Raw genomic sequence first — 23,821 nt, forward strand, 5'->3', positions numbered from 1 at the left:
GTCCCGCACCGGGTAACCGTCCCAACCTGGCATGATCGGCGGAGACACCGAGACGCCGCGGTGGAAGTCGACCGGGCCGGGTACGCCGACGCCCGCGCCCATCGGCTCGGCGACGCCGTGGTCGTCCAGCAGCGCACGGACCTCGTCGAGCGCGGTCGCGAGCACCTTCTCCGGACCGCTGCGGATGTCGCACGCTCTGGTGCGAATCTCGATCACCGACAGTCGGCCGTCGGTGAGGCCGACGGACATGCTCGTGGCGCCGATGGAGATGCCGACGAACCGGATGTCCGGCGCCAGGTCGACCAGCGTCGAGCGCCGCCCACCCCGGGAGGCCGCCGGGCCGACCTCGTGGGCCATGCCCAGCTCGGTGAGCCGGCCGACCTCGGCCGCGATCGTGGTGCGGGAGACGTTCAGCCGGTCGGCGAGCTGCACCCGGGAGAGGGGGCCCTCGTCACGGAGCTGAGCGAGCAGCCGTGCCTGCATGGAGGTCTCGGCCCGGCCGGCGAGTGAGTGGCGCATACCGGCGATCCTGCCACGGCGTGGCACGGTGAACCGCAACATGCGCCGTTGGAGTATCCCTCGCGGGCCTGCAGGTAGTTGCCCCAGCGGCTGTTGATGAAGTCCTTCTCCCAGTCATGGACCGCGTTGTCGCGGCTGACCGACTCGAAGTGGAAGAGGACGACGTCGTGGAGCCAGACCAGCCGCAGGCCGAGCGAGCGACGGACCTTCAAGGACAGGTCGACGTCGTTGTAGTTGATCGACAGGCGCTCGCTGAACCCGGTGAGCGCGGAAGTCTCCCGGTTGATGTGCAGCTCACCGTGGTTGCCCCGCTCCTCCACGCGCGCGGTAGTAGGCGTGCGTGATGGTGCCACTGCCGTAGATGTAGTCGGTGCCGGAGTTCTCGAAAGCAAACGTGGGACCGGTGATGTCACTTTGCCAAAACCGTGCGGCTTACGTCCCCCGCCTGATAATTTCGGCGAGTCACATTGTTACAACCAGATTTTCGGAGGTTAGTTATGACCAGACGATTGATAGCCGTTTTTTTCGCAGCAGTCGCCATGACGGCCGGTTTGTTCGTCGCGGCTGCAGCACCAGCTAGTGCCGGTACCGAGGTACACCGCAACTGCTCCGGCGACGCCGGAGTGACTGGCTGGACCGGATCCGAGAAGCAGATCACGTTCCTCGCAGGAGCTAGTTTCGGTCACTGCGGAACGCTGGGAATTCGTGTCCACTACAACCACGTAGGCGGTAGTAGCTGGTCCAGCTGGAAGTACAGCTCATGGGGTGGAGGCCAAGTAACTCGCCAGATCTACAACTCGAACAGGTCCGAGCACTCCACGTCGGTCGGAGGTCTTCGATTCCTCTCGTACCGATAGCCGATTAGGTCAGGCTGTTGGGGCGCATGTGGAGGTCGATACCTCCCCTCTTGCTCGCACTCTCGCTAAGCGGATGCTCTTCCGGCTCTGCGCCAGTCATCGAGACCGATAAGGATCCGCTGGCTGGGATGGATCTCTCGAGTACGTCGGCTGCCCAGGCCGAAGAGTACGGGGATCGCAAGATCACCTCGGACGAGTACCGAGAAGCATTCAATCGTTATCGAGAATGCGTTAGAGCCGCCGGTTTCGAGTTGATCGATTTGGATATGACTGGGCTCGTTTATGAGTTTGGCATTCCTGATACGGCTGCCCAAAATGGCACCAATGACCGTTGCTACTCGTCGGAGTTCCATGTTGTGGATATGCTCTGGCAAACCTCGGACGAGGTCGAAAAGCATTCCGAAACAGCACAATTTGTCAAAGAATGCTTACAGCATCACGGTATAGAGCCGGCAACTACGATGGACGAAATGGCGATACAGTTCACGGAGGCTGGCATCGAGATAGCGGAATGTGAGTGATTCACGGAAGGCGTGTGTTCGTAGCCTAACGACGGAGATCGTTGGGCTGCGAACAACGCCGCGGCCGGACACCCTTTGATATCCGAAATACGACTGATATCGCTCAGGTCCACCGTCCGGATGCCTTCGCCGATCGCACGCGCCACGCGCCGCCGGAAATTCGTCCGCGCGATCAACCGCCACGGGCTGGTCGGATCGATGGGGCGCGTCCGCCATGTGGCGACAACGCCGCCATGGAATCGTTCTTCAGCCTGCTCCAGAAGAACGTCCTCGGCCGCAAGACGTGGGAAGCCTGCGAGGACCTCCGCATCGCGATCGTGACCTGGATCGAGAAGACCTACCACCCGGTCGACGACGACAGGCGACCCCGGGACGTTTAACACCCATCGAGTACGAGACAATCAAGACCGCACCAGCCATTCTGGCTGCGTGACCCGACCTGTCACCCGATCCTGCAGCAGTCCCTCCGGCCGGTTCGACCGGTCAGGCCGTCGGGGTGAAAATCGCTCGTGCCACACCCGCAAGGGCGACATGTATGTCACCGAGGTCATCGAACTCACCCCGTCCGTGACGGCACCGGCCCTGCCAGGTTGTTGGACATGGTCGAGGGCCGCTCGAACCAGGTCTACAACGTCTGTCTCACCACCCGCTCGATGAGTGCCGGCGCCACATCCATCAACACTTTCACCGCCGCAGCGGCCGCGAGGGGCGATCCGCTCTACCACACCCGTCGCACGCGGTACTGCCTCCTCACGATAAGCAAACCGACCGATAGCGGGACCTGTTCGCAAGCGACCAGAACGTCGCGGTCAAGGCGACCAAGAATTTCACAAGCGCATGATCGGTGCCTACCGCGAGCCGGACCGCGCGAGGGGACTTGAGTTGATGGGAGCACCGATCGACTCAGTCAGCGATGGTATCCCGGCCTGGCTGAAAGAGGTCCGCGAGCTTGGCTGCACTCTGAAACAGCGCGCTGCCTACATGCGGTCTACTTCGACCGGCCCCGCACCCAGCAACGGAGCACCGATCCATCAGCGAGGACTCGAGCACCTACGCGACTTCATCCTCGGCTTCCTCGATCTGACCGATTACTCGCGAGAAGCCTGCTCGAGTCCGGCGGGTTCAGACCGCAGCTACAACCTGGATGTGAAGGGCCAGCGAACGGCGTGATCGGCGCAGGGAGGACCGTCGAGTACGTGTTGAGGGTCCAACGATGGAAGTTCCTCACCGCCTACCTGAGACTCTCAACGAAGAGCCGCCGTGAGATCCAGCGAAGCGTAACCAGCGTCACCGCGGCGAGATGCTGATACGTCCCGGGCCATCACATCTAGGCGTCCTTGAGTGAACAGATCAGCGCGAATCCTCCTGGCCCGACCTAGTAGATCGCTGCTGGCCCGAGCAGGCAACCCAAATAGGGTCGAGTACGCGGACCCATCGAAAGCCCTCGAATGTCATAAGCCAAGGCGCGCCCGCAACCACTCAAGTCACGCACTGACCCCTGTCATCGCCTATCCCAGGAGCGCGTCGACGAAGGCCTCGGGGGTGAACGGGGTCAGGTCGTCGGGCCCCTCACCGAGGCCGACGAGCTTGACCGGAACACCGAGCTCGCGCTGGACGGCGACGACGATGCCGCCCTTGGCGGAGCCGTCGAGCTTGGTCAGGACGATGCCGGTGACGGCGACGGCCTCGCTGAAGACGCGAGCCTGGATGAGGCCGTTCTGGCCGGTGGTCGCGTCGAGGACGAGCAGGACCTCGGTGACCGGGGTCTGCTTCTCGATGACTCGCTTCACCTTGCCGAGCTCGTCCATCAGGCCGGCCTTGTTCTGCAGCCGTCCGGCGGTGTCGACGATGACCGTGTCGACGCCCTTGTCGAGGCCCTCCTTGACCGCGTCGAAGGCGACGCTGGCCGGGTCGGTGCCCTCCGGGCCGCGGACGACCTCGACGCCGACGCGCTCGCCCCAGGTGGTGAGCTGCTCGGCGGCGGCGGCACGGAAGGTGTCGGCCGCGCCGAGGACGACCTTGTGGTCCTCGGAGACCAGGATGCGGGCGAGCTTGCCGGTCGTGGTGGTCTTGCCCGTGCCGTTGACCCCGACCATGAGCACCACGCCGGGAGCGCCGTCGGCGCCGCGGACCTGGAGCCGGCGGTCCATCTCCGGGTCGACCAGCTTGATCAGCTCCTCGCGCAGCGCCGCCTTCGGGCTCGCCTTGCCGCCCTCGACGCGCAGCCGGGTGCGCAGCCCCTCGACCAGCTCCTGGGTCGGCGCGACGCCGATGTCGGCGGTGAGCAGGAGGTCCTCGATCGCCTCCCAGGTGTCCTCGTCGAGCCGGTCGGTCGAGAGCAGGTTGAGCAGACCTCGGCCCAGCGCGTTGGAGCCGGCCAGGCGCTGGCGCAGCCGCACCAGGCGAGAAGCGGTGCTCTCCGGCTTCTCGATGACCGGAGCGGAGGGTTCGGACGGCACCGTCTCCGGCTCGGCGGTCTCCTCGACCGTCGGCGCCTCAGGGCGGGTGATGACATCGGTCTCCGCCTGCGGCGGAAGCGTACGGCCCTTGCGACGCCGGGTGGTGGTGACCAGACCGGCGATGCCGCCGCCGATGATCGCGACAGCGGCGACCGCGATGATGACGATGAGGGTGACCGTTTCCATGGGCCTCATCCAATCAAACTCCCGGTCCAAACCGAGAGTCCTGCCATCGCGACGCTACGCGTTCTTCTCCGTGGCTCCCGGGTTGTGCTCACCGAGCAGCTCGCTGAGATGGTCCTCCCGGCGCTCCTGCAGCCGCGAGGCCGGGCTGAGCGTGGGGGCCGTGTCGACGGCCCGCTCCATCGCCTCACCCAGCTTGGAGACGTACGGCATCTTCTGTCCGCGGTGGGGGAAGACCGTGTAGACGATCACCAGGCCTGCCAGCGCGACGATGAGAAACATCGCCACGAAGATGACAAAGATGGTCAGCACTGGCTCGGCCAGCCCCCTTCTGGATACGCACGGACGACCTCAACCCTTGCACAACCCGCGCCCCGAGCCCACAACGCCACGCGGCCAACACGGCGACGTGGGACCGGGCGACTGGCGTCCGTCGTACGGCGCGGGATCTCGACAACGTCCACCGGGCCGGTAGGGTTTCGCGGCATGAGGATCATCGGGACAATGATGGTCCGGGACGAGGTCGATATCGTCGCCGCGATGATCGAGCACCACCTGGACCAGGGTGTCGACACGTTGATCGTCACGGACAACGCGTCGGTCGACGGCACCACGGAGGTGCTCGAGCGCTACGCCGAGACGGGGCAGGTCGAGCTCCACCACGACCCCGTCCACGAGAAGCAGCAGGGCAAGGTCGTCACCGCGATGGCCCGCCGGGCGCGCACCCACTTCCGCGCCGACTGGGTCCTCAACCTCGACGCCGACGAGTTCCTCGTGCCCAAGGACAAGGGCCTGAGCGTACGCCAGGCGCTCGAGGCCACTCCCCTGTCCCTGAACGCGTTCACCGTCGAGGTGGAGAACCTCATCGGCCCGCCCGCCTGGAAGGGCGGCGGCATCAACCGGCTCCAGTGGCGCGACCGGCGCTCCGACGAGCGCCTCGAGGCCGCCGGGCTGCACGCCCACCCCACGCCCAACGCCATCCACCGCGGCGAGTCCGACATCAAGGTCGTCCAGGGCAACCACTTCGTCTCGCTGAAGAGCAACGGCCAGCCAGCCGACGAGGTCGCCATGGAGGTGCTCCACCTCCCCTGGCGTTCCTGGTCCCAGCTCGAGCGCAAGGTGATCAACGCAGGCAAGGGCTACGAGGCCAACCCGGGGCTCAAGCCGAGCCCGCGCCACCACGGGATGCGTGACTACCAGCGCTACCTCGCCGGGACGCTGCAGGACGCCTATCTCGCCCGCACGCCCACCCGCGCCGAGCTCGCCGCGGGGGCCTTCTCGGGCGAATACTCCTTCGACGACTGGCTGACCAACCACCTGCAGATCGTGCTCACCCGCGCGCTGATCCCCGACCTGCTCCGCGACGTGCTCGACCCCGAGAACGACAAGGCCGTGCCCGACGACGAGCACGCCCGCGGTGCCGAGCGCGGCCGGGCCGCCCTTGCCGCCGAGCCCTACATCCCACCCCGCAAAAGCTGAAACTCTCTTCAGGAGGACCTGTCTTGCCCACCTTCAGGGGCGCCGTACGCCGCGGCCTCGCTTCAGCGGGTCTGCAGACCGTCCGTGCCGCCGACGCCGAGGCCGCGCGCCTGCACCACCGGATCGACGAGCTCAAGCAGCGCAACCAGAAGCTCCGTACGAAGGTGGACCGGTTGCAGGGCGACCGCAACCGCACCACCGCGGTGCCTGCGATCCCGGGCCAGGACCGGCTCGGCCTGCGGCGCGAGCAGGTGCTCGCCGGGGTCAAGCCCGACGCCCTGATCCTGGAGATCGGCCCCGCCCACAACGCGATCCTGCCCAAGCGCGACGGCTACGACGTACGCATCGTCGACTATCTCGACCGCGAGGGTCTGGTTCAGCGGTATTCCGGGTTCTCCCAGTACGACCCCGATGACATCGAGGAGGTCGACTACGTCTTCCAGCCGGGAACTCCCTGGTCAGAGGTGATCCCGGAGCGCTTCGACCTGATCGTCGCCTCCCACGTCATCGAGCACACCACCTCGATGATCGACTTCCTCAACGAGTGCGAGAAGCTGCTCGAGCCCGACGGCGTGCTCGCCCTGGTCATCCCCGACCACCGCTACTGCTTCGACCGGTTCCGGGAGCGGGCCTCGCTCTCCCGGGTCATCGACGCCTCGCTCTACCCGTCGTCGGTGCACACCATGGGCGCGGTCATCGAGGAGCGGCTCAACGCGGCCAAGCACGGCGGCATCACCGCCTGGGGCCCGCGCCACAAGGGCGACTACACCTTCGCCAACGGGCTGGAGACCGTGAAGGCCAGCGGCCAGGAGGCGCGACGCGGGGAGCGCTACATCGACACCCACAACTGGGTCTGCACCCCCAACCACCTCCGCCTGCTCCTCCAGGACCTCGCCGACCTCGACTTCATCTCGTTGCGGGAGACTTCCTTCCACGACACCGTCAAGCACGAGTTCTTCATCAACCTCTCCCCCTCAGGCGTTGGCACCGGCCTATCCCGTGAGGACCTCCTCGTCCTAGCCGACGACGAGCGCCGAGTGTTGGACCAGGCAGTCTTCGAGAAGTAGCTATCTGGTGCAGCCGAGTCGGCGCAACTGCACGCCTTGGAGCGAAGCGAAGCGAGCGAGGCGTGCGGTTGCGCCGACTCGGCGCGCAATCCTCTACCTCAGCGGCGGCGGACCTCACGGAGGACGAAGGCGGCGGCGAGGCCGACGACGACTCCGAGGAAGGTCTCGGTCAGGCGTGACCACAGCAGCGCGTCGAGGGGCTGCGGGTGGCCGAGCTGGACCATCAGCAGCGAGAGCGGGGTGATGGCGACGAGCGCGAGGCCGTAGTGGCGCCCGACGAGGAGCTCGGTGATCGCCTGGAGCGCGGCGACGACGACCGCGACGACCAGGGCGGGAAGCGAGATCGACAGCAGCACTGCTGCCACGACCAGGCCGACCAGGGTGCCGACCACCCGCTGCAGCCCGCGGGTCGTCTGGGCCAGCAGCCCGGTGACTCCGAACGGTACTGCCGCGGCCACCATCGCCCAGTACGTGTGGCTCAGTCCGAGCCCGGTCGAGACCGTGCCGGCGAGAACGACCGCGACGACGACTGCTGTCACGTTGTCGAGCCGGATCTCACCACGTACGGCCTCCACAGACTCGCCGGAATCGGCCAGCCGCTCCTCGAGCAGTCCGAGAAGCACCGCAAGTCCGGCCGCTGCCGCGGACACCCCGACGGCGACGGCGACCCCGGCCGGTGTCACCGGGAGCGCCGCACAGGTCGCCACCGCGAACACCGGGAACATCGGCCCTGGCGGCCGCAGCGCGAACCGGTCGGACAGCATCGCCCCGGCCGCTGCCCATACCGCAGCGATCGGGATGACGAGCCAGGCCCGATGCGGCGAGGTTGCGACGAGCGCACCGGACAGGACCGCCGCGCACATGAGCGCCCCGGCCGCGGCCTGCGTACGCCACCGGCCGCGCAGCGGCTGACGACCACCGTAGATCGAGGCGAAGGTGCCGAAACAGGCGTACGCCGCGAGCTCGATGTGACCGACCCCGGCCAACGCCACCAGCGCGACCAGCAACGTCACGCTCGCCCGCCAGGCGGGCGAGCCACTTCCCGGCGCCGGAGAGATACGAACGGATTCCTGCACCAGCCGCTCGAGCCGGCTCCCCTCGCTGCCCAACCGTTCTCCTCCGCGCCGTACTGCCGTCATCGCCATCCAGCACCTTACGGCCACCTGGACTCACCAGGTAGTTCAGCCCATCCTGCGGCGGAGCTCGGGAGCCCCCTCCCCCTCCAGGCCGGCCAGCACCACATCCCGTCCGGCCATCGCCATGACCAGGTCGAGCAGACGTCCTTCTACCTCGGGACCGTCGCCGGCGACGAACTCCGCGTCGACCGCTCGGAGCCGAAGGCCCTCGACCAGCGTCTTGCTGTTGACCGCGAAGTCCTTCGTGGCGAAGAACCTCGCGACCGCGATCAGACCTTCAGGATCGGGGTCGTGCTGGATGCCGAGGGGGCGCCGGATGTCCTCACCGTGCACGATCATCTCCCCCAGCCCACCGACGCTCTCCTTGCGCGGCAGCCGGATGGGGCCGATCTCCGCGAAGCGCTCCAGCGTCTCCTCGGCCGAGGACCCGCGGAACTCCTCCAGCCGCCTGCGGTTGTGTACGTCGGGATCGAACCGCGCCCCGATCATGCTGCGCAGCCAGCCCGGGAACGAGAGCCTGGACGCGGCACCGAGGTGCGCCACGACCTCCTCGACATCCCAGTCGCCGCAGAGCGTGGCCGATCGCCACTGGTCGCGCGAGAGCGCTCGCAGGTCTTCGACCAGCGCATCGCGCTCGCGCCGCTGGATCACGGAAGGCTTCGTCATGCGGACACTCTGACAGCCCCCTGCTAGAGACGCTCGCGTCTGGTCCTCTCCTCGAGCGCGATGTCGAGAAGGGTGCGGGCGCGAGCGTCGAAGCCGTGGTCGCGGTGGATGCGGGCGGCCTCGGCGCGGATGTGCTCGTCGGGGCCGAAGACGACCGAGGGGTCGGGCATCGATGACCACTTCACCAGGTCCTCGGGCGTCTCGTAGACCTGGACGGTGTCGCCGAAGACGTCGCGGAGGCCGACGACGTCGTCGGAGATGACCCGGGCGCCGGAGGCGACGGCGTCGAAGAGCCGGTTGGAGATGAAGCCGTAGTCGCGCATGTCGGCCCAGTGATCGTTGAGCACGACCCCGGCGGCCCGGTACTCCGCGCCGAGGCGGACGTTGGGCATGTGCTGAGCCTTGACGTGGTGGCGCGGGATGTAGGGCTCCCAGCCGTGGCCGTAGACCGACAGCGGCAGCCCCGCGGCGACCGCGTCGTGGATGATGGGGCGCTCGACGTCACGCGAGGTGCCGACGAAGAGCACCGCGTGTCCGCTGTCGGGCAGCGCCCGGTCGGGGTTGAACAGCTCGGGGTCGGTGGCCTGCAGCAACGGGTCGATGCGGATCCCCCAGCGTGCCGACATCCGCTCGGCCCACGCCGGCCCGGCAGCCAGCAGCCGGTCGAAACCGGCCGCCTCGGCGCGGGTGACCGCGTCGGGGTGGGAGATCACCCAGCCGAGGTTGATCCGGCCGTCGGGGGCCGGGAAGTAGCGCGAGAGGCCACGCAGGGTGAGCACGACGTCGTCGTCGAGAGCGCTCGGTCGCTCCCACTCGTAGTGGTGATCGACCACCGCCGACTGGCCGAGCTTGCGCAGCGACCGCGCCAGCGCACGCGCGAAGTGGGTGTCACCCCACCGCTCCCCCTCCGGCGCTCCGGGGGCGGAGATCTTGATCGACCAGCGCAGCTGCGGGACACCCTCGACGATCGACGCGCGCGGCATCGGGGCGAGGATCGGGCGGGTGGCGGCGTACGTCTTCGCGGGGCCGGTCGGCTCCCCGGCCGTGGCCCGCCCGACGACCTGGTAACCGCAGGCCGCCCAGGCGGCCACGTCGTCGCGCGGCTCGACCCGTCCGGCCCAGCGGTCGAGGTAGATCAGCCGGTTGCGTGGGGCACGCGCGAAGCGGCCCTTCGACTTCGACTCGTGGTGGACGACCTCCGCGGAGTTCACCACCCGGAACCACCCCGGCCGCAGCGCGGCGAGCCGGTGGCACAGGTCGACGTCCTCCATGCCGTTGGTGAAGATCGGGTCGAAGCCCTGCAGCGCGACGACGTCGCGATAGCGCATCGCCAGCGCGGCACCGGTCAACGCCGAGAACCGGTGACCCTCGAGACCGGCGGCGTCCTCGGGCGGATACTCGGCGAGCATGTTGTAGGGCAGCCCGCCGTAGGGCGGGAAGACGACCCCGGCCGACTGCACCGAGCCGCTCGGGTAGAGCAGCAGCGGCTGCGCCGCGAGCACCTCGGGATCCTCGAGAGCCGAGACCAGCGGCTCCAGCCAGCCGGCCAGCGCCGTGGTGTCGTTGTTGAGGAAGACCACGGTCTCCCCGGTGACGTACGGGATGGCGAAGTTGTTGCCGAGCGCAAAGTTGTGGTTGACGGTGCTGTGCACCACCTTCACCTCGGGGAACCGCAACGGCAGCGAGTCGAGCACCGCCGAGACCCGGGCCGAGGAGCCGTTGTCCCAGACCACGATCTCGAGCCGCTTCGCCCCCGCTCCGTGCTCCATCACGGCCTCGACCGCACCCACGGTCAGCAGCGAGTCGTCGTAGGTCGGGATGACGACCGAGACCACGTCCGGGTCGGGCGCCCGCTCCGCGAGCGCGGCCCAGTCGACGAACGCCCCGTTGCGGACGACGTCCTCCCACGACTCCAGGTCGTAGGGGTCCAGCGGGAGCCGGTCCTGGCGCGGACGGCGCGGGTTGATGCCCTGGCGCCGCTCGACACCGACCTCGGGGACGACCTCGACCTCGGCCTTCGCGGTCAGCCGCAGCGCGAGGTCGTAGGCCCAGCCGACGCCGATGCCGGCACGGGGCCCGCCGACCTCGTTCAGCAGCGGCGCGGAGATCAGCAGCCGCGAGAGCAGGACCCGCATCAGCGGGCCGGGGACATCGGGCCCGGGCACGAGCGGAGGTGCGTCGACGGCGAACCGCTGCTCCGGCTGCCACGGGCGCTCCAGCACGTCGGCGACCAGCGGCCTCCCGGCCGACTCCGCCACCGAGGCCAGCCGCGCGAGGCGACCAGGATTCCAGACGTCTCCCCCGGCGACGTACGCGACGAAGTCGCCGCTCACCTGGGTGAACGCCGCGACCACACCGGGCTCACCGCGGTCCGGGTCCCCGGGCACGACCCGCGCGCCGGGGGCGAGGTCGGCGACCGACCCGGCGACCGAGGGAGTCAGGCCGCGGTCGATGACGATGATCTCGGTGCTCACCCCGGTCTGGGCGGCGACGCTCTCCAGGGTCGCGTGGGCGAGCTCCTCGGAGGCACCGAGGTCCACGATGACGCTGACCGTGCCGACCGGCGCCCGACCGGCCGGGGTGGCCGGGGTGGCCGCGCCGCGGTCGATGGCCGGACGCCAGGTCTGCGGACCGCCCTGCCGGGCCTGCCACTCCGCACGCCGATCACGGATCCAGTCGCGCAGGTCGGGGAACCGGCCGTCGACCTCCGCGAGCCAGTCGTTGGCGCGGCGTCCGTTGCGGGCGCCCCGGTCGACGTAGTGGCCGATCGCACCTCCGTAGAACCTCTCGGTCTTGCGCCGCTCGGTGTAGCCGTCGGTGTCGAAGAGCGGGTGGGTCGGCTGCAGCCACAGCTCGGCGCGCAGCCAGTAGAGGAACGGGTCCTGGTCGCCCATCTGCTTGCGCAGCCGCGGGGTCAGCCGCGCGACGAAGAACTCGGGGTCGAAGAGCGGGCTGGGCTGAGCCAGCGGCTTGGCCGGATCCTGCTCGAGATAGTGACGAGCCGCCCGCTTGCGGTCGAGGCGCTCACCGACCTGCTCGGCGTACCACTCGTGGTCGAACAGCGGGCAGTCGACGAGCAGACGCACGTCGTCGGCCCGGCTGTAGAGAGGCGAGTCGTTGTAGACCTTGCGGGCAAGGTCTCGCCCCCTGCGCAGTCCGCCACGTGCGATGCGCTTCAACTCTTCGTCCACTAAAGGTCCCCCAAGACGCTCTAGATCGTGCTTCGGCAGTGGGTCAGACTGTCACAGTGCCGAGTGGCGGTGAACGGCGCCACGCACGTTCACCCAACTGTCAAGGTCAATTCTGCCGCCACAGCGGCATGACCGCCTCCCGGATCTCGTCGGGCATCGGCGAGACCGGGCGCGACGGGTCGGTGTTGTCGACATAGACGTGCACGAACCGGCCTTCGGCGGCGGCCTCCTCGCCCGGCCCCTGGAAGAGCCCGATCCGGTAGATGACCGACGAGCTCCCCACCTTGTCGACGACCAGTCCGGCCTCGACCGGCTCGGGGAACCCGATCTCGCGCAGGTAGCGGCACGAGGTCTCCGCGACGATCCCGATCTTCGGCAGCTTCCGCACGTTCAGGCCGGTCGTCTCGAACAGGTAGGCGTTGACGGCGGTGTCGAAGTACTCGTAGTACGTCGCGTTGTTGAGGTGACCGTAGGCGTCGTCGTCACGCCAACGGGTGGTGATCGTGCGCCAGTGCACGTAGTCGGCGCGGGTCGGGGCCTTGCGGTCAGGAGTGCTCATCGCGGCTGATCTTAGATCCTAGAGCTCGTCCTCGACCGCACGGACCAGATAGGGCGCCAGCGTCATCGAGAAGGTCGCGGTGATGTGGCTCCGGTCGCGATAGGCCTGCACGTGGCCGATCACCAGGGGGCACCGGTCCTCGTCGCAGTAGGCCGCAGAGAGGTCTATCAGCGAAGCGCCCGGCCCTGCCAGGCGAACCGCCTCGGCGAGCGGGTCAGAGGTGGCGTACGCCTCCTGGCGGGTCATCTCGCACGCGCCGGCGTCCGCGAGCGTCTCGATCTCGTCGAGGCAGGTCGCCGCCTCGGGGGTGAGGTACGGGTTGTCGGCGAGCGCGACGATCTTCGTGCCCCGCTCGAGGATCGGCTTCCAGGCCTGCGCGAGCTGGTCGGCGACCGGGTCCGGCTCGCCGGCCGCGAGGTTCGGATTGCGGCGTTGGGTGACCAGCACGACGTCGTACGCCTCCTGGTCGAGCTGCTCGATCAGCGCCTCGCGGTAGGCGCGGCGCGGGTCACCCGCGGTGGCCGGGAGCAGCCCACCGCCGTTGGCGACCAACGTGTCGACCGACCATCCTGAGCTCTCGGCGACCCGGGTCAGGCCGGGGATCAGCGACGCGCCGTGCGAGTCACCGACCAGCGCGACCCGGAGCGCATCCGGGTCGTCGGAGCCGAGGTGGCAGACCTCGGGGCGGGCGTCGGCGGCGTACGTCTCGATCTCGGGGAGATAGCACCGGTAGGCCCGGCCGGTGTCATCCTTGCGGGCGATCGGCGCAGGGAGAAGCACGCCGTCGAGTTCCGGGTTCCGGCACCCCTCCATCAGGTCGGCGGCGCCGAAGCACTCGGTGTCTCCCGATGCGAGCGCCTCAGCCTGGGCGCGACTCTCCTCGACCAGGTTGCGTCCATGCAGGATCCCGGGGACCGCGACGGCGGCGACCAGGGCCGCTCCGAGCACCGCGAAGAGGATGGCCCGCGGGGTGGTCCCCAGGATCGGTCCGGTGCGGAACGGCGTCTCCACGAACCGGTAGGTCAGGGCCGCGAGGCCGACGGTGACCAGGAGGATCAGCGGCTCGCGGAGCCAGGTGCCGAGCACGGGGCCGGTCTCGGGGAGCACGACCACGAGCGGCCAGTGCCACAGATAGAGCGAGTAGGAGACCGTCCCGATCCACTGCACGACCGGATGGCCGACAGCCCGAAGCCCGAGGCCGCGGGGCGCGCCCGCCCAGATGACCAGCGCGGTGCCGACGACCGGCAGCAGCGCCACCCAGCCAGGGAACGGCAGCGTGTCGTTGAAGAGCAGCAGCGTGCCGAGCACCCCGAGCCAGCCGGCCACCGCTGCGTACGGCGCCCAGCGCCCGGGCACGCGCTCGAGGGAGAGCGGCAGCACAGCGATGAGACCGCCGACCGCGAACTCCCAGGCGCGCGCGTAGGTGACGAAGTAGGAGTCGGCGCCGTCCGTCGCGGTGACATAGACCGAGGCCACGAAGCTGACCACGAAGACGGCGAGGAAGACCGCCCGGATCGCCGTCAGCCGCACCTTCGGCCGTCGCCGGGTCAGGAACGCAACGGCGACGATCAGCAGAGGCCAGATGAAGTAGAACTGCTCCTCGACCGAGAGGGACCAGTAGTGCTGCGCCGGCGATGGCGGGTCCTCGGCGGCGAGGTAGTCGACGGCGGACCAGGCCAGTTGCCAGTTCTCCACATAGAACGCGGCCGCGACCGTCTCTCGCAGGAACTGCTGCCACAGTGCCTCCGGCACCAGGACGTACGTCGCGGCGGCACTGCACACGAGCACCAGCAGCGCCGCCGGCAGCAGCCGCCGGATCCGGCGGGCCCAGAAGGCACCCAACCGCACTCCGCCGGGTTTGGCGGCCTCTCGCACCAGGTGGGAGGTGATCAGGAAGCCCGAGATGACGAAGAAGACGTCGACCCCGGCATAGCCGCCCCGAACCGCTCCGGGCCACAGGTGGAAGAGCACCACCCCGAGCACCGCGGCCGTACGCAGCGCCTGGATCTCCGAGCGCCTGTCCCGGACCGGCCCGGACTGCCCAGGCTCCCCCGCCCCGACCGGAGCGACGGCGAGAGCGGTCACCGGCGTACCCGGCGGACGATCCGGCCCGCCACCCGGCGGGCCTTGCGGACGCCGCGCTCGCCGAAGCTCAGCGGGATCTCGATCCCGTGGCGCGGGCGGCCGTCGAGCTCGACGATCTGCGCCCTTTCGCCGATCCGCTCGCCGATGACGTCCTCGTGGATGATCACCGGCCCGTCGAACTCGCCGAGCGCGTCACGGCCCTCGAACCACACCCGCCAGCGCCCGCCCGAGAGCGCTGCGGTCGGCAGCGCGACCTCGAGACTGCCGGAGGCGAGCTCGGTGGCGTCGTAGTCCAGCGTCCGGCGCCAACGGTCGTGGAGAAACACGACGCGGAGCGTAGCGGAATCGACCATCGTATGAGCCAGGTGGAGGTGGGCGCGGCCGTCGACGAGCGAGAGTGAGGTCGCGGTCACCGGATCGGTGGCACCCGAGACCACCCGGCGCAGCAGCTCAGGGCCGTCGTCCAGGGCGGCCATGATCCGGTCCAGCCGCCAGTCGCGCGCCTCGTCGGTCGCCGACGCCCCGGCGACCGCGGTGAAGAGGTCGCGATGCTTGAGCACGAGGTCGGCGAGGTCGTCCCCGATCAGCGTCTCGTCGCTCAGCGAGATGGTCGAGACGACGTTGACCAGCGGCCGCTGGAGCGTACGCAGCGGCACCACACCGCTGTCGGCGACGAGCTGCAACGTCTCCAGGATGTCGGCGACCGTCCGGTCACCCCAGCGGACGTCCTCGCCGATCAGCCGGGCGACAGTCGACCACTGTCCCGCCCTGACGAGGCGCCAGCCCCACCGCTTGTCGCGCTCCAGACCGTCGATCAGGTCGTCGACGACGCCCTCGTCGAGGAGCCCGACCAGCTCGGCGACCAGCGCCCGGGCCGGCTCGAGCGCCTTCGGGTCGACCACAGCCATGCCGCGAAGCGCCCGGACGATCGCCATCCAGCCGTCGGCGTCGAAGATCAGCGAGGCGTACTCCGCGCACACCAACGGGTCGCCGAGCTCGACGATCCGGCGGGCGCAGCACAGCTCCTGCTCGAGATAGCTGATGATCCCCGCCGGCGAGTGCGACCTCGCGGTCATCGACCCCGGGCCGGGCCGGTCGCGGTAGACGTAGACCGTCTCGGTGACGATGTCGAAGCGGGCCGTGGTCAGCGCGTGCACCATCGGCTCGATGTCGTTGGACCGGCTCGCGTCAGGGAAGGAGATCTGCGCCGAGTCCCAGAAGTCGCGCCGGAAGACCCGGTTCCAGCAGGCCCGGTTGCGCAGGGCGGACGGGACGTCGGCCAGCCGCACCAGCGTGCGCTCCTCGTCGAAGGCCGGCCAGGCCCGCACCGGCCACCAGACGCGGTCGCTGAAGAGCTTGAAAAACCGGCCGACCACCATGTCCGAGCCGGTCGCCCGCGTCTTGCGCAGCATCGCGGCGTACGCCCCGCGGGGCACCAGGTCGTCGCCGTCGGCGAAGGCGAGGAAGCGGCCCCGCGCCAGCGAGACCCCGTGGTTGCGGGCCTGTCCCCCGCCCCTTCCGGGCGAGCGGACCACCGTCAGGCGCGGATCGCGGGCGGCGTACGCCTCGGCGATCTCGAACGTGTCGTCGGTGGAGGCGTCGTCGACGAGGATCACCTCCAGGTCGAGCGGCTCGGCGGCGGTCGACTGGTCCTCGAGGATCGAGGAGAGCAGCTCGCCGACCCACAGGCCGACGTCGTGGGCCGGGACGACGACGGAGAGCTCAGGCGTGGTCATCGGGCTGCACCCTCCAGATCGCTCCGGCCACCGCTGGTCGAGCCGCCGGAGCCGCTAGGCGGAGGCGTGTCGAGACCAACACAGTCGAGCAGCCGCAGGTAGTCGCGCGACATGTCATAGGGCGTGTACGCACGGGTGAACTCGTGCGCGGCGCGGTGCCGCGCCTTCTGCCCGTCGAGGGCCTCCAGGATCGCCGCGGCGAGCGCCGCCGGCTCGTCTGGCTCCGGGGCGTACCTCACCACCCACGGCTGGTCGGCGAACTGCCGCGCAACCGCGGTGTCCTCGGGGATGAGAGCGGTCCGGCCGAAGGTGCCGGCGGCCAGCAGCGAGCCGGAGTTGAGGATGCGTCGGTAGGGCAGCGCGACGACGTCGCTGGCCCGCATCCAGTCGGAGAAGTCCGCGGTCTCGACGAACCCGATCCGCTTGACGATGTTGGGCGCCGACAGCATCTCCTCGACCGCCTCCACGTCGGTCGCAGGCACCACCTTGCCGGCCACCACGAAGGTCAGGTCGGGCACCTGCTCGGCGGCGATCTCCACCGCCCGGCAGAGGACGTCGAGGCCCTTGTACGCCCGGATCTGACCGATGAACCCGACCGTCGGCACCCCTTGCGGGACCCCGATCCGCTCGCGCGAGGCAGCGTCGTCGCCACCGTCGGGGTAGACGCCGAGGTAGGAGGAGTGCGGCAGGTCGACGACCTTGTCGGGCGGGAGCGCGTAGTAGGCCGCGGTCTCCTCGACCGTTGCCGGGTTGAGCTGGATGATCCGGGTCGCGTTGCTCGCCAGCGCCTTGGCGACCGCGAGCTCGACGTCGACGTAGTCGGCCTCGTGGGCGATCGAGTTGTGCACCGTCCACAGCACGTCGCCACCCCGGTCGCGTACGCCGCTCAGCACGTCCTCGAACCGGGCGGCGTTTGCCCAGGCCTCCTCGAGGCTCTCGCAGCCGCTGGTCACCGGCGAGGTCCAGTGCACGTGCAGGACGTCGCCCCGGCCGAGGTGCTCGGCGCGGGCCTCGAGCCGACGCAGACCCCGCACTCCCTCGACCACGTCCCAGCCCGCCGCGCGCGGTGCCACGGTGAGCATCGTGAGGTATGGGTTGCTCCGGTAGTAGGGAAATGAGAGCAGGGTCGAAGACATGTGGGGGGGTCCTTGAAGTTCTTAACCGTGACGATCCCCCGAGTGTCGAGACGCAGTCTCGACGGTGCCCCGGTTTGCCGGTGACCGGTGGATTCTAGGCAGGTAAAAGACGCCACCATGACCACTCGGAAGGCATCCCTGCATGCCTTCATCACGGGTTCATCGATGGTTCATCCAACCCACCCTCGCTGGTGGTCGAGGGCCCCGGCACGAGCGGAGGCCCCACCGCTGAAAGAAAAATTTCTTTCAGCGGACAGGACCATTCTCAGGCTCGTGGCAGGAGACCGGACCTGCGCCAACGCGCCGCGTACCCGACAGATCTGACGGATCAAGCAGGCTGGATGTCGCGCAGCCGCTGCGAGATGACGGTGGTGACCCCGTCGCCGCGCATGGTCACGCCGTAGAGAGCGTCGCCGACCTCCATGGTGCGCTTCTGGTGGGTGATGACGAGCAGCTGCGAGGACTCGCGCAACTCCTCGTAGATCTCCAGGAGCCGGCCGAGGTTGGTGTCGTCGAGCGCGGCCTCGACCTCGTCGAGGATGTAGAACGGCGAGGGGCGCGCCTTGAAGAGCGAGACCAGGAACGCGACGGCCACCAGGGACCGCTCGCCACCGGAGAGCAGCGAGAGCCGCTTGACCTTCTTGCCCGGGGGCCGGGCCTCGACCTCGATGCCGGTGGTGAGCATGTTCTCCGGGTCGGTGAGAACCAGACGGCCCTCGCCACCCGGGAAAAGCCGCGAGAAGACGTGGTCGAAGGCGACGCGTACGTCCTCCCAGGCCTCGGTGAAGACCTGCTCGACGCGGTTGTCGACCTCCTTGACGATGTCGAGGAGGTCCTTGCGGGTCTGCTTGAGGTCCTCGAGCTGCTCGGTGAGGAACTTGTGACGCTCCTCCATCGCGGCGAACTCCTCCAGGGCGAGGGGGTTGACCTTGCCCAGGGCTCGCAGGTTCTTCTCCGCGACCTTGAGCCGCTTGGCCTGCTCGGCACGGACGTACGGGATCGGCTCGCGCTCGTTCCCCTCCTCGTCGGGGTGCTGCGGGACCAGCTGGTCGGGCCCGTAGTCCTTGACGATCGCCTCGGGGTCGAGGCCGAGCTCGTCGAGGATCCGCTCCTCGAGCTGCTCGATGCGCATCCGCTGCTGGGCTCGGGCCATCTCGTCGCGGTGGACCGAGTTGACCAGCTCCTCGAGCTCCTTGCCGAGGTTGCGCAACAGCGAGCGGCACTCGCGCAGCGCCTGCTCGCGCCCGGCCCGGGACTCCTCGATCTCGGTGCGGGCTCTCGCGGCCTGCTGCACCGAGACCTCCAGACGGTCCAGTGCGTACGCCACCGCGGTCCCGACCGCTCGCGCGGCCTCGCCCTCGCGGCGCATCTGCTCACGGCGGGCGGCCGCCTTGGCACGCTGCTCACGCTCCTGCCGGGCGGCGCGGAGCAGCCCCTCGGCACGACCGGCCAGCGCGCGGGCGCGCTCCTCGGACGTACGCAGCGCCAACCGCGCGTCCATCTCGCGCTGTCGCGCGTCGCGGGCAGCCTGGGCCAGCCCGTCGCGGGCGCTCACGTCCGGCTCGTCCTCGGGCTCCTCCTCGGCCATCGCGAGCCGCTCCTCGAGCTCGGCGAGGCCGGCGACGGCGTTCTCCCGCGCCTCCTGTGCCTGCTCGACGGCGGCCAGCAGCCGCTCGGCCTCGCCGCGCGCGGCGCGGGCCTGGGCACCGAACTGGCCGAGCTCCTCGGCCACCGCGGCCAGGGTCGCGTCGGACTCGTGCAGCTTGGCCAGCGCGACGTCGACCCGCTTCTGCGCGGCCAGCCGCTCCGCCTCCAGGCGGGAGGTCTCGAAGGTGGCCCGCTCGGAGACCGCGTTGGCCTCGGCGAGCTGGGCGGTGGCCTCGTCGACCGCCGCCTGCACCTCGAGCAGGCTGGGTACGCTGGATGAGCCGCCGGCGGCGAAGTGGGCGCCGATCAGGTCGCCCTCACGGGTCACCGCGGTGATCTCGGGATCCTCGGCGACGAGCGCTTGAGCCGAGGCGAGGTCGTCGACGACCGCGACCTTGTCGAGCAGCCGCGCCACCGCGGGCCGCAGCACCGGCTGGCACTCCACCACGTCCAGGGCGTACGCCGCACCCGCGGGCAGCGACGGCCAGCCGCCGGTCTCCTCGGGCGATCCGCCCAGGAGCAGCCCGGCCCGGCCGAGGTCCTCGGTCTTGAGATGCTCGATCGCCCCGACCGCACGCTCGGCGGACTCGACGACGACCGCGTCCGACGCGATGCCGAGCGCCGCCGCGACCGCGGCCTCGTAGCCGGAGCGCACCGCGAGCAGCGAGGCGACCGACCCCAGGACGCCGGGCAGGTCCGAGCCGAGCAGCGCGCCGGCGCCGTCCTTGCGGTTCAGCCCCATCTCCAGGGCTTCCCTGCGAGCGGCCAGGGTGGAGCGGTCGCGGTCGGCCTGCTGAGCCTCGGCCTGCAGCTTGCTGAGCCGGCCCTCGATGTCCTCGAGCGTGGCGGCAGCAGCCTCGTGCTCGGCGTCGAGGCCCTCCTCCCCCGCGTCCAGCCCGGCAACCTTGGTCTCCAGGGCGGTGAAGTCGCGCTGGGCCCGCTCGGCGCGCGCCAGCGCCTCCTCGCGGGCAGAGGTCAGCCGCCCGACCTCGTCGTCGGCGGCAGCGGCCCGCGACTTGAGCGCGTTGACCTGGCCGGTCAGCCGTGCCATCCCCTCGCGGCGGTCGGCGGCCGCTCGCTCGAGCCCCTTGACCCGGCGCTCCTCCTCGGCCGCGGCATCCTCCGCCGCCTTGCGGGCCTCGACCGCCTCCTCGAGGGAGTAGCGAAGCTCCTCGACCTCGGCGTCGGCGGTCTCCTCCTGCTCGCGGGCCACCTCGGCCTGCGCCTCGAGCTCCTCGGGGTCACGCCCCTGGCGCACCTCCAGGTCCTCGGAGCCGGCCGCGTTGCGGACCCGCTCGGAGGCCAGCGACTGGGTGCCGCGCAGCCGCTCGCGCAGGGAGTTCAGCGCGAACCAGGTCTCCTGCGCGGCGGCCAGCGCCGGCAGGTCCTCGCGCAGCGCGGCCTCGAGCACCGCCTCCTGCTCACGCCCCTCCGCGATGGTCTCCTCGACCTCGGCCCGACGGGCCAGCAGCGCGCCCTCGTCGGCGAGCTCCTTGTCGAGCTCGGTCCTCGCGGTGACCAGGTCGTCGGCGTAGATGCGGGCCTTGGCGTCGCGTACGTCCATCTGAACCGTCTGCGCCTGCCGGGCGACCTCGGCCTGACGGTCGAGCGGCTTGAGCTGGCGGCGGATCTCGACGAGCAGGTCCTGGAGCCGGTCCAGGTTGACCTGCGTGGAGTCGAGCTTGCGCAGCGCCTTCTCCTTGCGCTTGCGGTGCTTGAGGACGCCGGCGGCCTCCTCGATGAAGCCGCGGCGGTCCTCCGGGGTCGCGCGCAGGATCGTGTCGAGCTGGCCCTGGCCGACGATGACGTGCATCTCGCGGCCGATTCCGGAGTCCGAGAGCAGGTCCTGGACGTCGAGCAGCCGGCACGGGCTGCCGTTGATCGCATACTCCGAGCCGCCGTTGCGGAACATCGTGCGGGAGATGGTGACCTCGGCGTACTCGATCGGCAGCGCGCCGTCGGTGTTGTCGATCGTCAGCGACACCTCGGCCCGGCCCAGCGGGGCGCGCCCGGCGGTGCCGGCGAAGATGACGTCCTCCATCTTTCCGCCACGCAGACTCTTGGCGCCCTGCTCACCCATGACCCAGGCGAGCGCGTCGACGACGTTGGACTTGCCCGAGCCGTTGGGCCCGACGATGCAGGTGATCCCCGGTTCGAGCTCGAGGGTCGTCGCGGAGGCGAAGGACTTGAAACCCTTCAGCGTCAGACGCTTGAGGTACATCGACTTCTCCCCCGGCTCAGGACCACGTGGTCATACATGATTCGCAACACATCAGCGTGGCTGAGGTGAGTCAGCAAATCTAATCGTCGCTGCTCAGGGGAACCCCAGCGGGTCGAGGATAACCCGCCGGGTCTGTCGATCTGGGGATCTCGACGGTTCAGAGCCCCAGCGTCTGCTTCACCTCCGCGCGCAGCTCCCGCAGGTGGGCGTCCGCGGCGGTACGCAGACCGGCGACCGCCTCGGGATCCGGGACCACCCGGTTGGCGAACCTCTCGGCGAGATCGGCGGCGACGAAATCGGAGACGTTGGCGTCCAGACCGATCCGCCTCATGAAGTTGCGGTTCTTGTTGGTCGGGATCATGACGATCGAGGGCACCTCGTACATCGTGGCCACCACCGAGCCGTGGAACTTCATGCTCGCGAACGCGGTGCACTCGCCGATCGCCCGGGTGAGCTCGTCGAGGTCCTCGGTGTAGACGACCTCCTTGCCCGGGATGTCGAGGTCGTCGGCGTTGGCGAGGTCCCGGCGGCCGACCGCCATGGTGCCGAGGATGAGATGGCGTACGCGCCAGCCCTCCGCGATCGCCTTGCCGGCCATCTCCTCGACGCGTGAGTAGTCGTCGGGCTCGTCCAGGTTGGGACGGTAGCGGGTGACCACGCCGAGGATCGGCGCCCCCTCGGGCTTGGTGGCGGCGGGGAGGTCCAGCGAGCAGACCATGTCGGGGGCGACCTTGATGTCCAGGTCCGCGGAGATGTTCGCCAGGATCCAGTCGGCGGTCGGCTGGTCGCGTACGCCGATGAACTTCACGTTCGGGTGCTCGAGGAACCTCTTGTGCTTCTCGATGATCTGGGGCTTGATTTGGGTGTTGCGGTAGATCGGCACCCCGATGCCGACCACGAAGATGGGCTTGGCCAGCATCTTGTGGTTGAAATAACGGGGGTCGGACTGCCACGGCTGCAGGATGTCCCCGCCGCCGATGAGGACGGCGTCGACCTCGTCCACGATCTCGGCCAGCGGCCGGTCGTAGTAGGGCTTGGTCATGTTGTCGGCGAGCACCCGCAGCTCGAACTCCTCGCCGAAGTACTGCTCATAGACCGACAGGAAGAGCTCGTCGCCGTAGTTCCCGGCCCCGAAGAAGCCGGCGAGCCCGATGACCGGCTTGCGACCGCGCCGCTCACGGCGAGCCAGCGCCGCCCTGATCTGCTCCTTGAGCGGGTCGGGCAGACGGCGGGCGGCCGCCCGGAGAACCGGGTTGTGGCGCAGCGCCGAACGGGAGGATTCATGCATCGAGGAAGCCCTTCAGGTCATCGTCCAAGATCGTCTGCACGTGCGTGCCATAAGCCGTCTCCTGGGCAGCAGCCACGCACTCCTTGCCGAACAGCGGAGACAGCAGCAGCGTCCGTAGGGCGCGGAAGAGCCCCCGCTGGCGCGACCGGTTGTTCACGAAGCCGAGCGTGCGCTGCATGTTCATCACCTTGAAGAAGCGGTGCAGCAACACCTCCGTGACCACCTTGGTGCGTACGTCCTCCCCGATCTCCGCTGCCGAGAGCTCGAGCAGGCTGTGCTCGAGGAAGCGGATCCCGTCTGCGACTCGGTGGTACGCGAAGTACCCGTGCGTGTGGTCGCGCCGCGACAGATGGCCGTCTTCCTTCGCGGCGTCGATGTCCCCGTGGCCACTGAAGTGGTAGTAGTCGTGGCCGCCGACGTAGGCCAGCTTCTTGGCGTGCGTCAGGAACGAGAAGGTGAACTGGAAGTCCTCGAAGACCGTCATCGACTCGTCGAACCGCAGACCCAGCTCGTTCACCGTGCTCGTTCGGAAGATGCGTTTGCACGACAGCGAGGTCGCCGCCTCCAGGAGGTCCACTTCCTCGAAGTCGGTGTCGATCGTGAGCTCCCTGGCCCGGCCGGCATCGGAGACGTTGTTGACGGCGACGTAGTCGAGCTCGGGTCGTTCGTCCAAGATGTCCAGCAGCCGCTCGACCGACCCGCGCCCGACGTAGTCGTCGGAGTCGACGAAGAAGACATGACTCGTCTCGACGTGGTCGAGCGCGGTGTTCCGAGGCGTGCTCGCACCGCCGGTGTGCCGCGGCAGACGCACGATCTTGAGCCGCTCCGAGGAGAACCGCTCCCGCAGCGAGTCGAGCGTGGCCGTGGCGGCAGGCGATGTCGACAGGTCGTCGGCCACGACCACCCGGACGCGACCCTCGAGATCGGGACGGTCCGCGACGTCGAGCAGCACTGAATCGACGCACCGTTGGAGAAGCTCTGACCGGTTGAAGGTCGGGATGGCGATGGTGAGCGAGGAGACGGGCATGGCTTTCCTAGGTCTGGGTTCGCCGAGGCTGGGTTCGCCAGGGT

18 protein-coding genes and 2 pseudogenes are annotated in these 23,821 nt (G+C 69.2%); 6 read left to right on the top strand and 14 right to left on the bottom strand.

Going from position 1 to position 23,821, the window contains the following annotated elements:
• Positions 1-519 (bottom strand): ROK family transcriptional regulator (locus tag H5T77_RS13530; RefSeq protein WP_292650035.1); only part of this gene is annotated, 519 nt, incomplete at its 3' end.
• Positions 411-872: a glycosyltransferase family 2 protein gene (locus H5T77_RS13535; RefSeq protein WP_292650037.1), complete on the bottom strand. Its 462-nt coding sequence runs from the start codon at positions 870-872 to the stop codon at positions 411-413. The genes H5T77_RS13530 and H5T77_RS13535, both read right to left, overlap by 109 nt.
• A 632-nt stretch (positions 873-1,504) precedes the next feature.
• Here H5T77_RS13535 and H5T77_RS13540 point away from each other — a divergent pair.
• The 4 genes and pseudogenes from H5T77_RS13540 (at position 1,505) to H5T77_RS13550 (ending at position 3,067) form a co-directional block, all read left to right on the top strand.
• Positions 1,505-1,897, top strand: a complete 393-nt coding sequence (locus H5T77_RS13540) for a hypothetical protein (RefSeq protein ID WP_292650039.1) — start codon at positions 1,505-1,507, stop codon at positions 1,895-1,897.
• A gap of 147 nt (positions 1,898-2,044) precedes the next feature.
• Positions 2,045-2,330 (top strand): annotated as a pseudogene (locus H5T77_RS13545) (IS3 family transposase); the annotation flags it as partial.
• 80 nt (positions 2,331-2,410) lie between these two features.
• Positions 2,411-2,547, top strand: a pseudogene (locus tag H5T77_RS25765) (ISL3 family transposase); the annotation flags it as partial.
• A 187-nt stretch (positions 2,548-2,734) separates the two neighbouring features.
• A complete protein-coding gene (locus H5T77_RS13550) occupies positions 2,735-3,067 on the top strand; it encodes a hypothetical protein (RefSeq protein WP_292650040.1) in 333 nt (110 codons plus the stop codon).
• A 338-nt stretch (positions 3,068-3,405) separates the two neighbouring features.
• Here the strand turns inward: H5T77_RS13550 and ftsY are convergent, their stop codons facing one another.
• Complete coding sequence (gene ftsY, locus H5T77_RS13555) at positions 3,406-4,542, bottom strand: signal recognition particle-docking protein FtsY (RefSeq protein WP_292650042.1); 1,137 nt, start codon at positions 4,540-4,542, stop codon at positions 3,406-3,408.
• 54 nt (positions 4,543-4,596) lie between these two features.
• The gene (locus H5T77_RS13560) at positions 4,597-4,851 is read right to left on the bottom strand and encodes a hypothetical protein (protein WP_292650043.1); all 255 of its coding nucleotides are present in this window, start codon (positions 4,849-4,851) and stop codon (positions 4,597-4,599) included.
• Positions 4,852-5,025: 174 nt separating this feature from the next.
• Here H5T77_RS13560 and H5T77_RS13565 point away from each other — a divergent pair, with 174 nt between their 5' ends.
• Positions 5,026-6,018 (top strand): glycosyltransferase family 2 protein, encoded by a 993-nt coding sequence (locus tag H5T77_RS13565; protein ID WP_292650045.1) that lies wholly within the window; start codon positions 5,026-5,028, stop codon positions 6,016-6,018.
• A 23-nt stretch (positions 6,019-6,041) separates the two neighbouring features.
• Positions 6,042-7,085, top strand: coding sequence for a methyltransferase domain-containing protein (locus H5T77_RS13570; RefSeq protein WP_292650047.1), 1,044 nt, complete (start codon positions 6,042-6,044; stop codon positions 7,083-7,085).
• Between the two features lie 98 nt (positions 7,086-7,183).
• Here the strand turns inward: H5T77_RS13570 and H5T77_RS13575 are convergent, their stop codons facing one another.
• The 10 genes from H5T77_RS13575 to H5T77_RS13620 all read right to left on the bottom strand — a co-directional run bounded on the left by H5T77_RS13575 (position 7,184) and on the right by H5T77_RS13620 (position 23,777).
• Entirely contained in the window at positions 7,184-8,224 is a 1,041-nt protein-coding gene (locus H5T77_RS13575; protein WP_292650048.1) for an FUSC family protein, read from the bottom strand.
• A 42-nt stretch (positions 8,225-8,266) separates the two neighbouring features.
• Positions 8,267-8,887, bottom strand: a complete 621-nt coding sequence (locus tag H5T77_RS13580) for a maleylpyruvate isomerase family mycothiol-dependent enzyme (RefSeq protein WP_292650050.1) — start codon at positions 8,885-8,887, stop codon at positions 8,267-8,269.
• Between the two features lie 23 nt (positions 8,888-8,910).
• Positions 8,911-12,066: a glycosyltransferase gene (locus tag H5T77_RS13585; protein ID WP_292650052.1), complete on the bottom strand. Its 3,156-nt coding sequence runs from the start codon at positions 12,064-12,066 to the stop codon at positions 8,911-8,913.
• Between the two features lie 118 nt (positions 12,067-12,184).
• The gene (locus tag H5T77_RS13590) at positions 12,185-12,637 is read right to left on the bottom strand and encodes an acyl-CoA thioesterase (RefSeq protein WP_292650054.1); all 453 of its coding nucleotides are present in this window, start codon (positions 12,635-12,637) and stop codon (positions 12,185-12,187) included.
• Between the two features lie 18 nt (positions 12,638-12,655).
• Complete coding sequence (locus H5T77_RS13595) at positions 12,656-14,722, bottom strand: acyltransferase family protein (protein WP_292650056.1); 2,067 nt, start codon at positions 14,720-14,722, stop codon at positions 12,656-12,658.
• On the bottom strand, positions 14,719-16,458 hold the full coding sequence (locus H5T77_RS13600; protein WP_292650058.1) for a glycosyltransferase family 2 protein: 1,740 nt from the start codon (positions 16,456-16,458) through the stop codon (positions 14,719-14,721). Before H5T77_RS13600 ends, H5T77_RS13595 begins: the two co-directional genes overlap by 4 nt.
• Positions 16,455-17,594 (bottom strand): glycosyltransferase, encoded by a 1,140-nt coding sequence (locus tag H5T77_RS13605; protein WP_292650060.1) that lies wholly within the window; start codon positions 17,592-17,594, stop codon positions 16,455-16,457. The genes H5T77_RS13600 and H5T77_RS13605 overlap by 4 nt, the downstream gene beginning before the upstream one ends.
• Positions 17,595-17,922: 328 nt before the next feature.
• Positions 17,923-21,462 (bottom strand): chromosome segregation protein SMC, encoded by a 3,540-nt coding sequence (gene smc, locus H5T77_RS13610; RefSeq protein ID WP_292650062.1) that lies wholly within the window; start codon positions 21,460-21,462, stop codon positions 17,923-17,925.
• A 157-nt stretch (positions 21,463-21,619) separates the two neighbouring features.
• Positions 21,620-22,750: a polysaccharide pyruvyl transferase family protein gene (locus tag H5T77_RS13615; protein WP_292650063.1), complete on the bottom strand. Its 1,131-nt coding sequence runs from the start codon at positions 22,748-22,750 to the stop codon at positions 21,620-21,622.
• On the bottom strand, positions 22,743-23,777 hold the full coding sequence (locus H5T77_RS13620; RefSeq protein WP_292650064.1) for a glycosyltransferase family 2 protein: 1,035 nt from the start codon (positions 23,775-23,777) through the stop codon (positions 22,743-22,745). Before H5T77_RS13620 ends, H5T77_RS13615 begins: the two co-directional genes overlap by 8 nt.
• Positions 23,778-23,821 lie beyond the last annotated feature (44 nt).

Source organism: Nocardioides sp. (genome assembly GCF_014360585.1).
Classification (GTDB): Bacteria; Actinomycetota; Actinomycetes; order Propionibacteriales; family Nocardioidaceae; genus Nocardioides.

What these genes read in the sequence shown, in the direction of transcription:
- H5T77_RS13540 (WP_292650039.1), top strand. Translation starts at nt 1,505, where the DNA reads ATGGATCTCTCGAGTACGTCGGCTGCCCAGGCCGAAGAGTACGGGGAT.
- H5T77_RS13550 (WP_292650040.1), top strand. Translation starts at nt 2,735, where the DNA reads ATGATCGGTGCCTACCGCGAGCCGGACCGCGCGAGGGGACTTGAGTTG.
- ftsY (WP_292650042.1), bottom strand. Translation starts at nt 4,542, where the DNA reads ATGGAAACGGTCACCCTCATCGTCATCATCGCGGTCGCCGCTGTCGCG.
- H5T77_RS13565 (WP_292650045.1), top strand. Translation starts at nt 5,026, where the DNA reads ATGAGGATCATCGGGACAATGATGGTCCGGGACGAGGTCGATATCGTC.
- H5T77_RS13575 (WP_292650048.1), bottom strand. Translation starts at nt 8,224, where the DNA reads ATGACGGCAGTACGGCGCGGAGGAGAACGGTTGGGCAGCGAGGGGAGC.
- H5T77_RS13580 (WP_292650050.1), bottom strand. Translation starts at nt 8,887, where the DNA reads ATGACGAAGCCTTCCGTGATCCAGCGGCGCGAGCGCGATGCGCTGGTC.
- H5T77_RS13590 (WP_292650054.1), bottom strand. Translation starts at nt 12,637, where the DNA reads ATGAGCACTCCTGACCGCAAGGCCCCGACCCGCGCCGACTACGTGCAC.
- H5T77_RS13600 (WP_292650058.1), bottom strand. Translation starts at nt 16,458, where the DNA reads ATGACCACGCCTGAGCTCTCCGTCGTCGTCCCGGCCCACGACGTCGGC.
- H5T77_RS13605 (WP_292650060.1), bottom strand. Translation starts at nt 17,594, where the DNA reads ATGTCTTCGACCCTGCTCTCATTTCCCTACTACCGGAGCAACCCATAC.
- smc (WP_292650062.1), bottom strand. Translation starts at nt 21,462, where the DNA reads ATGTACCTCAAGCGTCTGACGCTGAAGGGTTTCAAGTCCTTCGCCTCC.
- H5T77_RS13615 (WP_292650063.1), bottom strand. Translation starts at nt 22,750, where the DNA reads ATGCATGAATCCTCCCGTTCGGCGCTGCGCCACAACCCGGTTCTCCGG.
- H5T77_RS13620 (WP_292650064.1), bottom strand. Translation starts at nt 23,777, where the DNA reads ATGCCCGTCTCCTCGCTCACCATCGCCATCCCGACCTTCAACCGGTCA.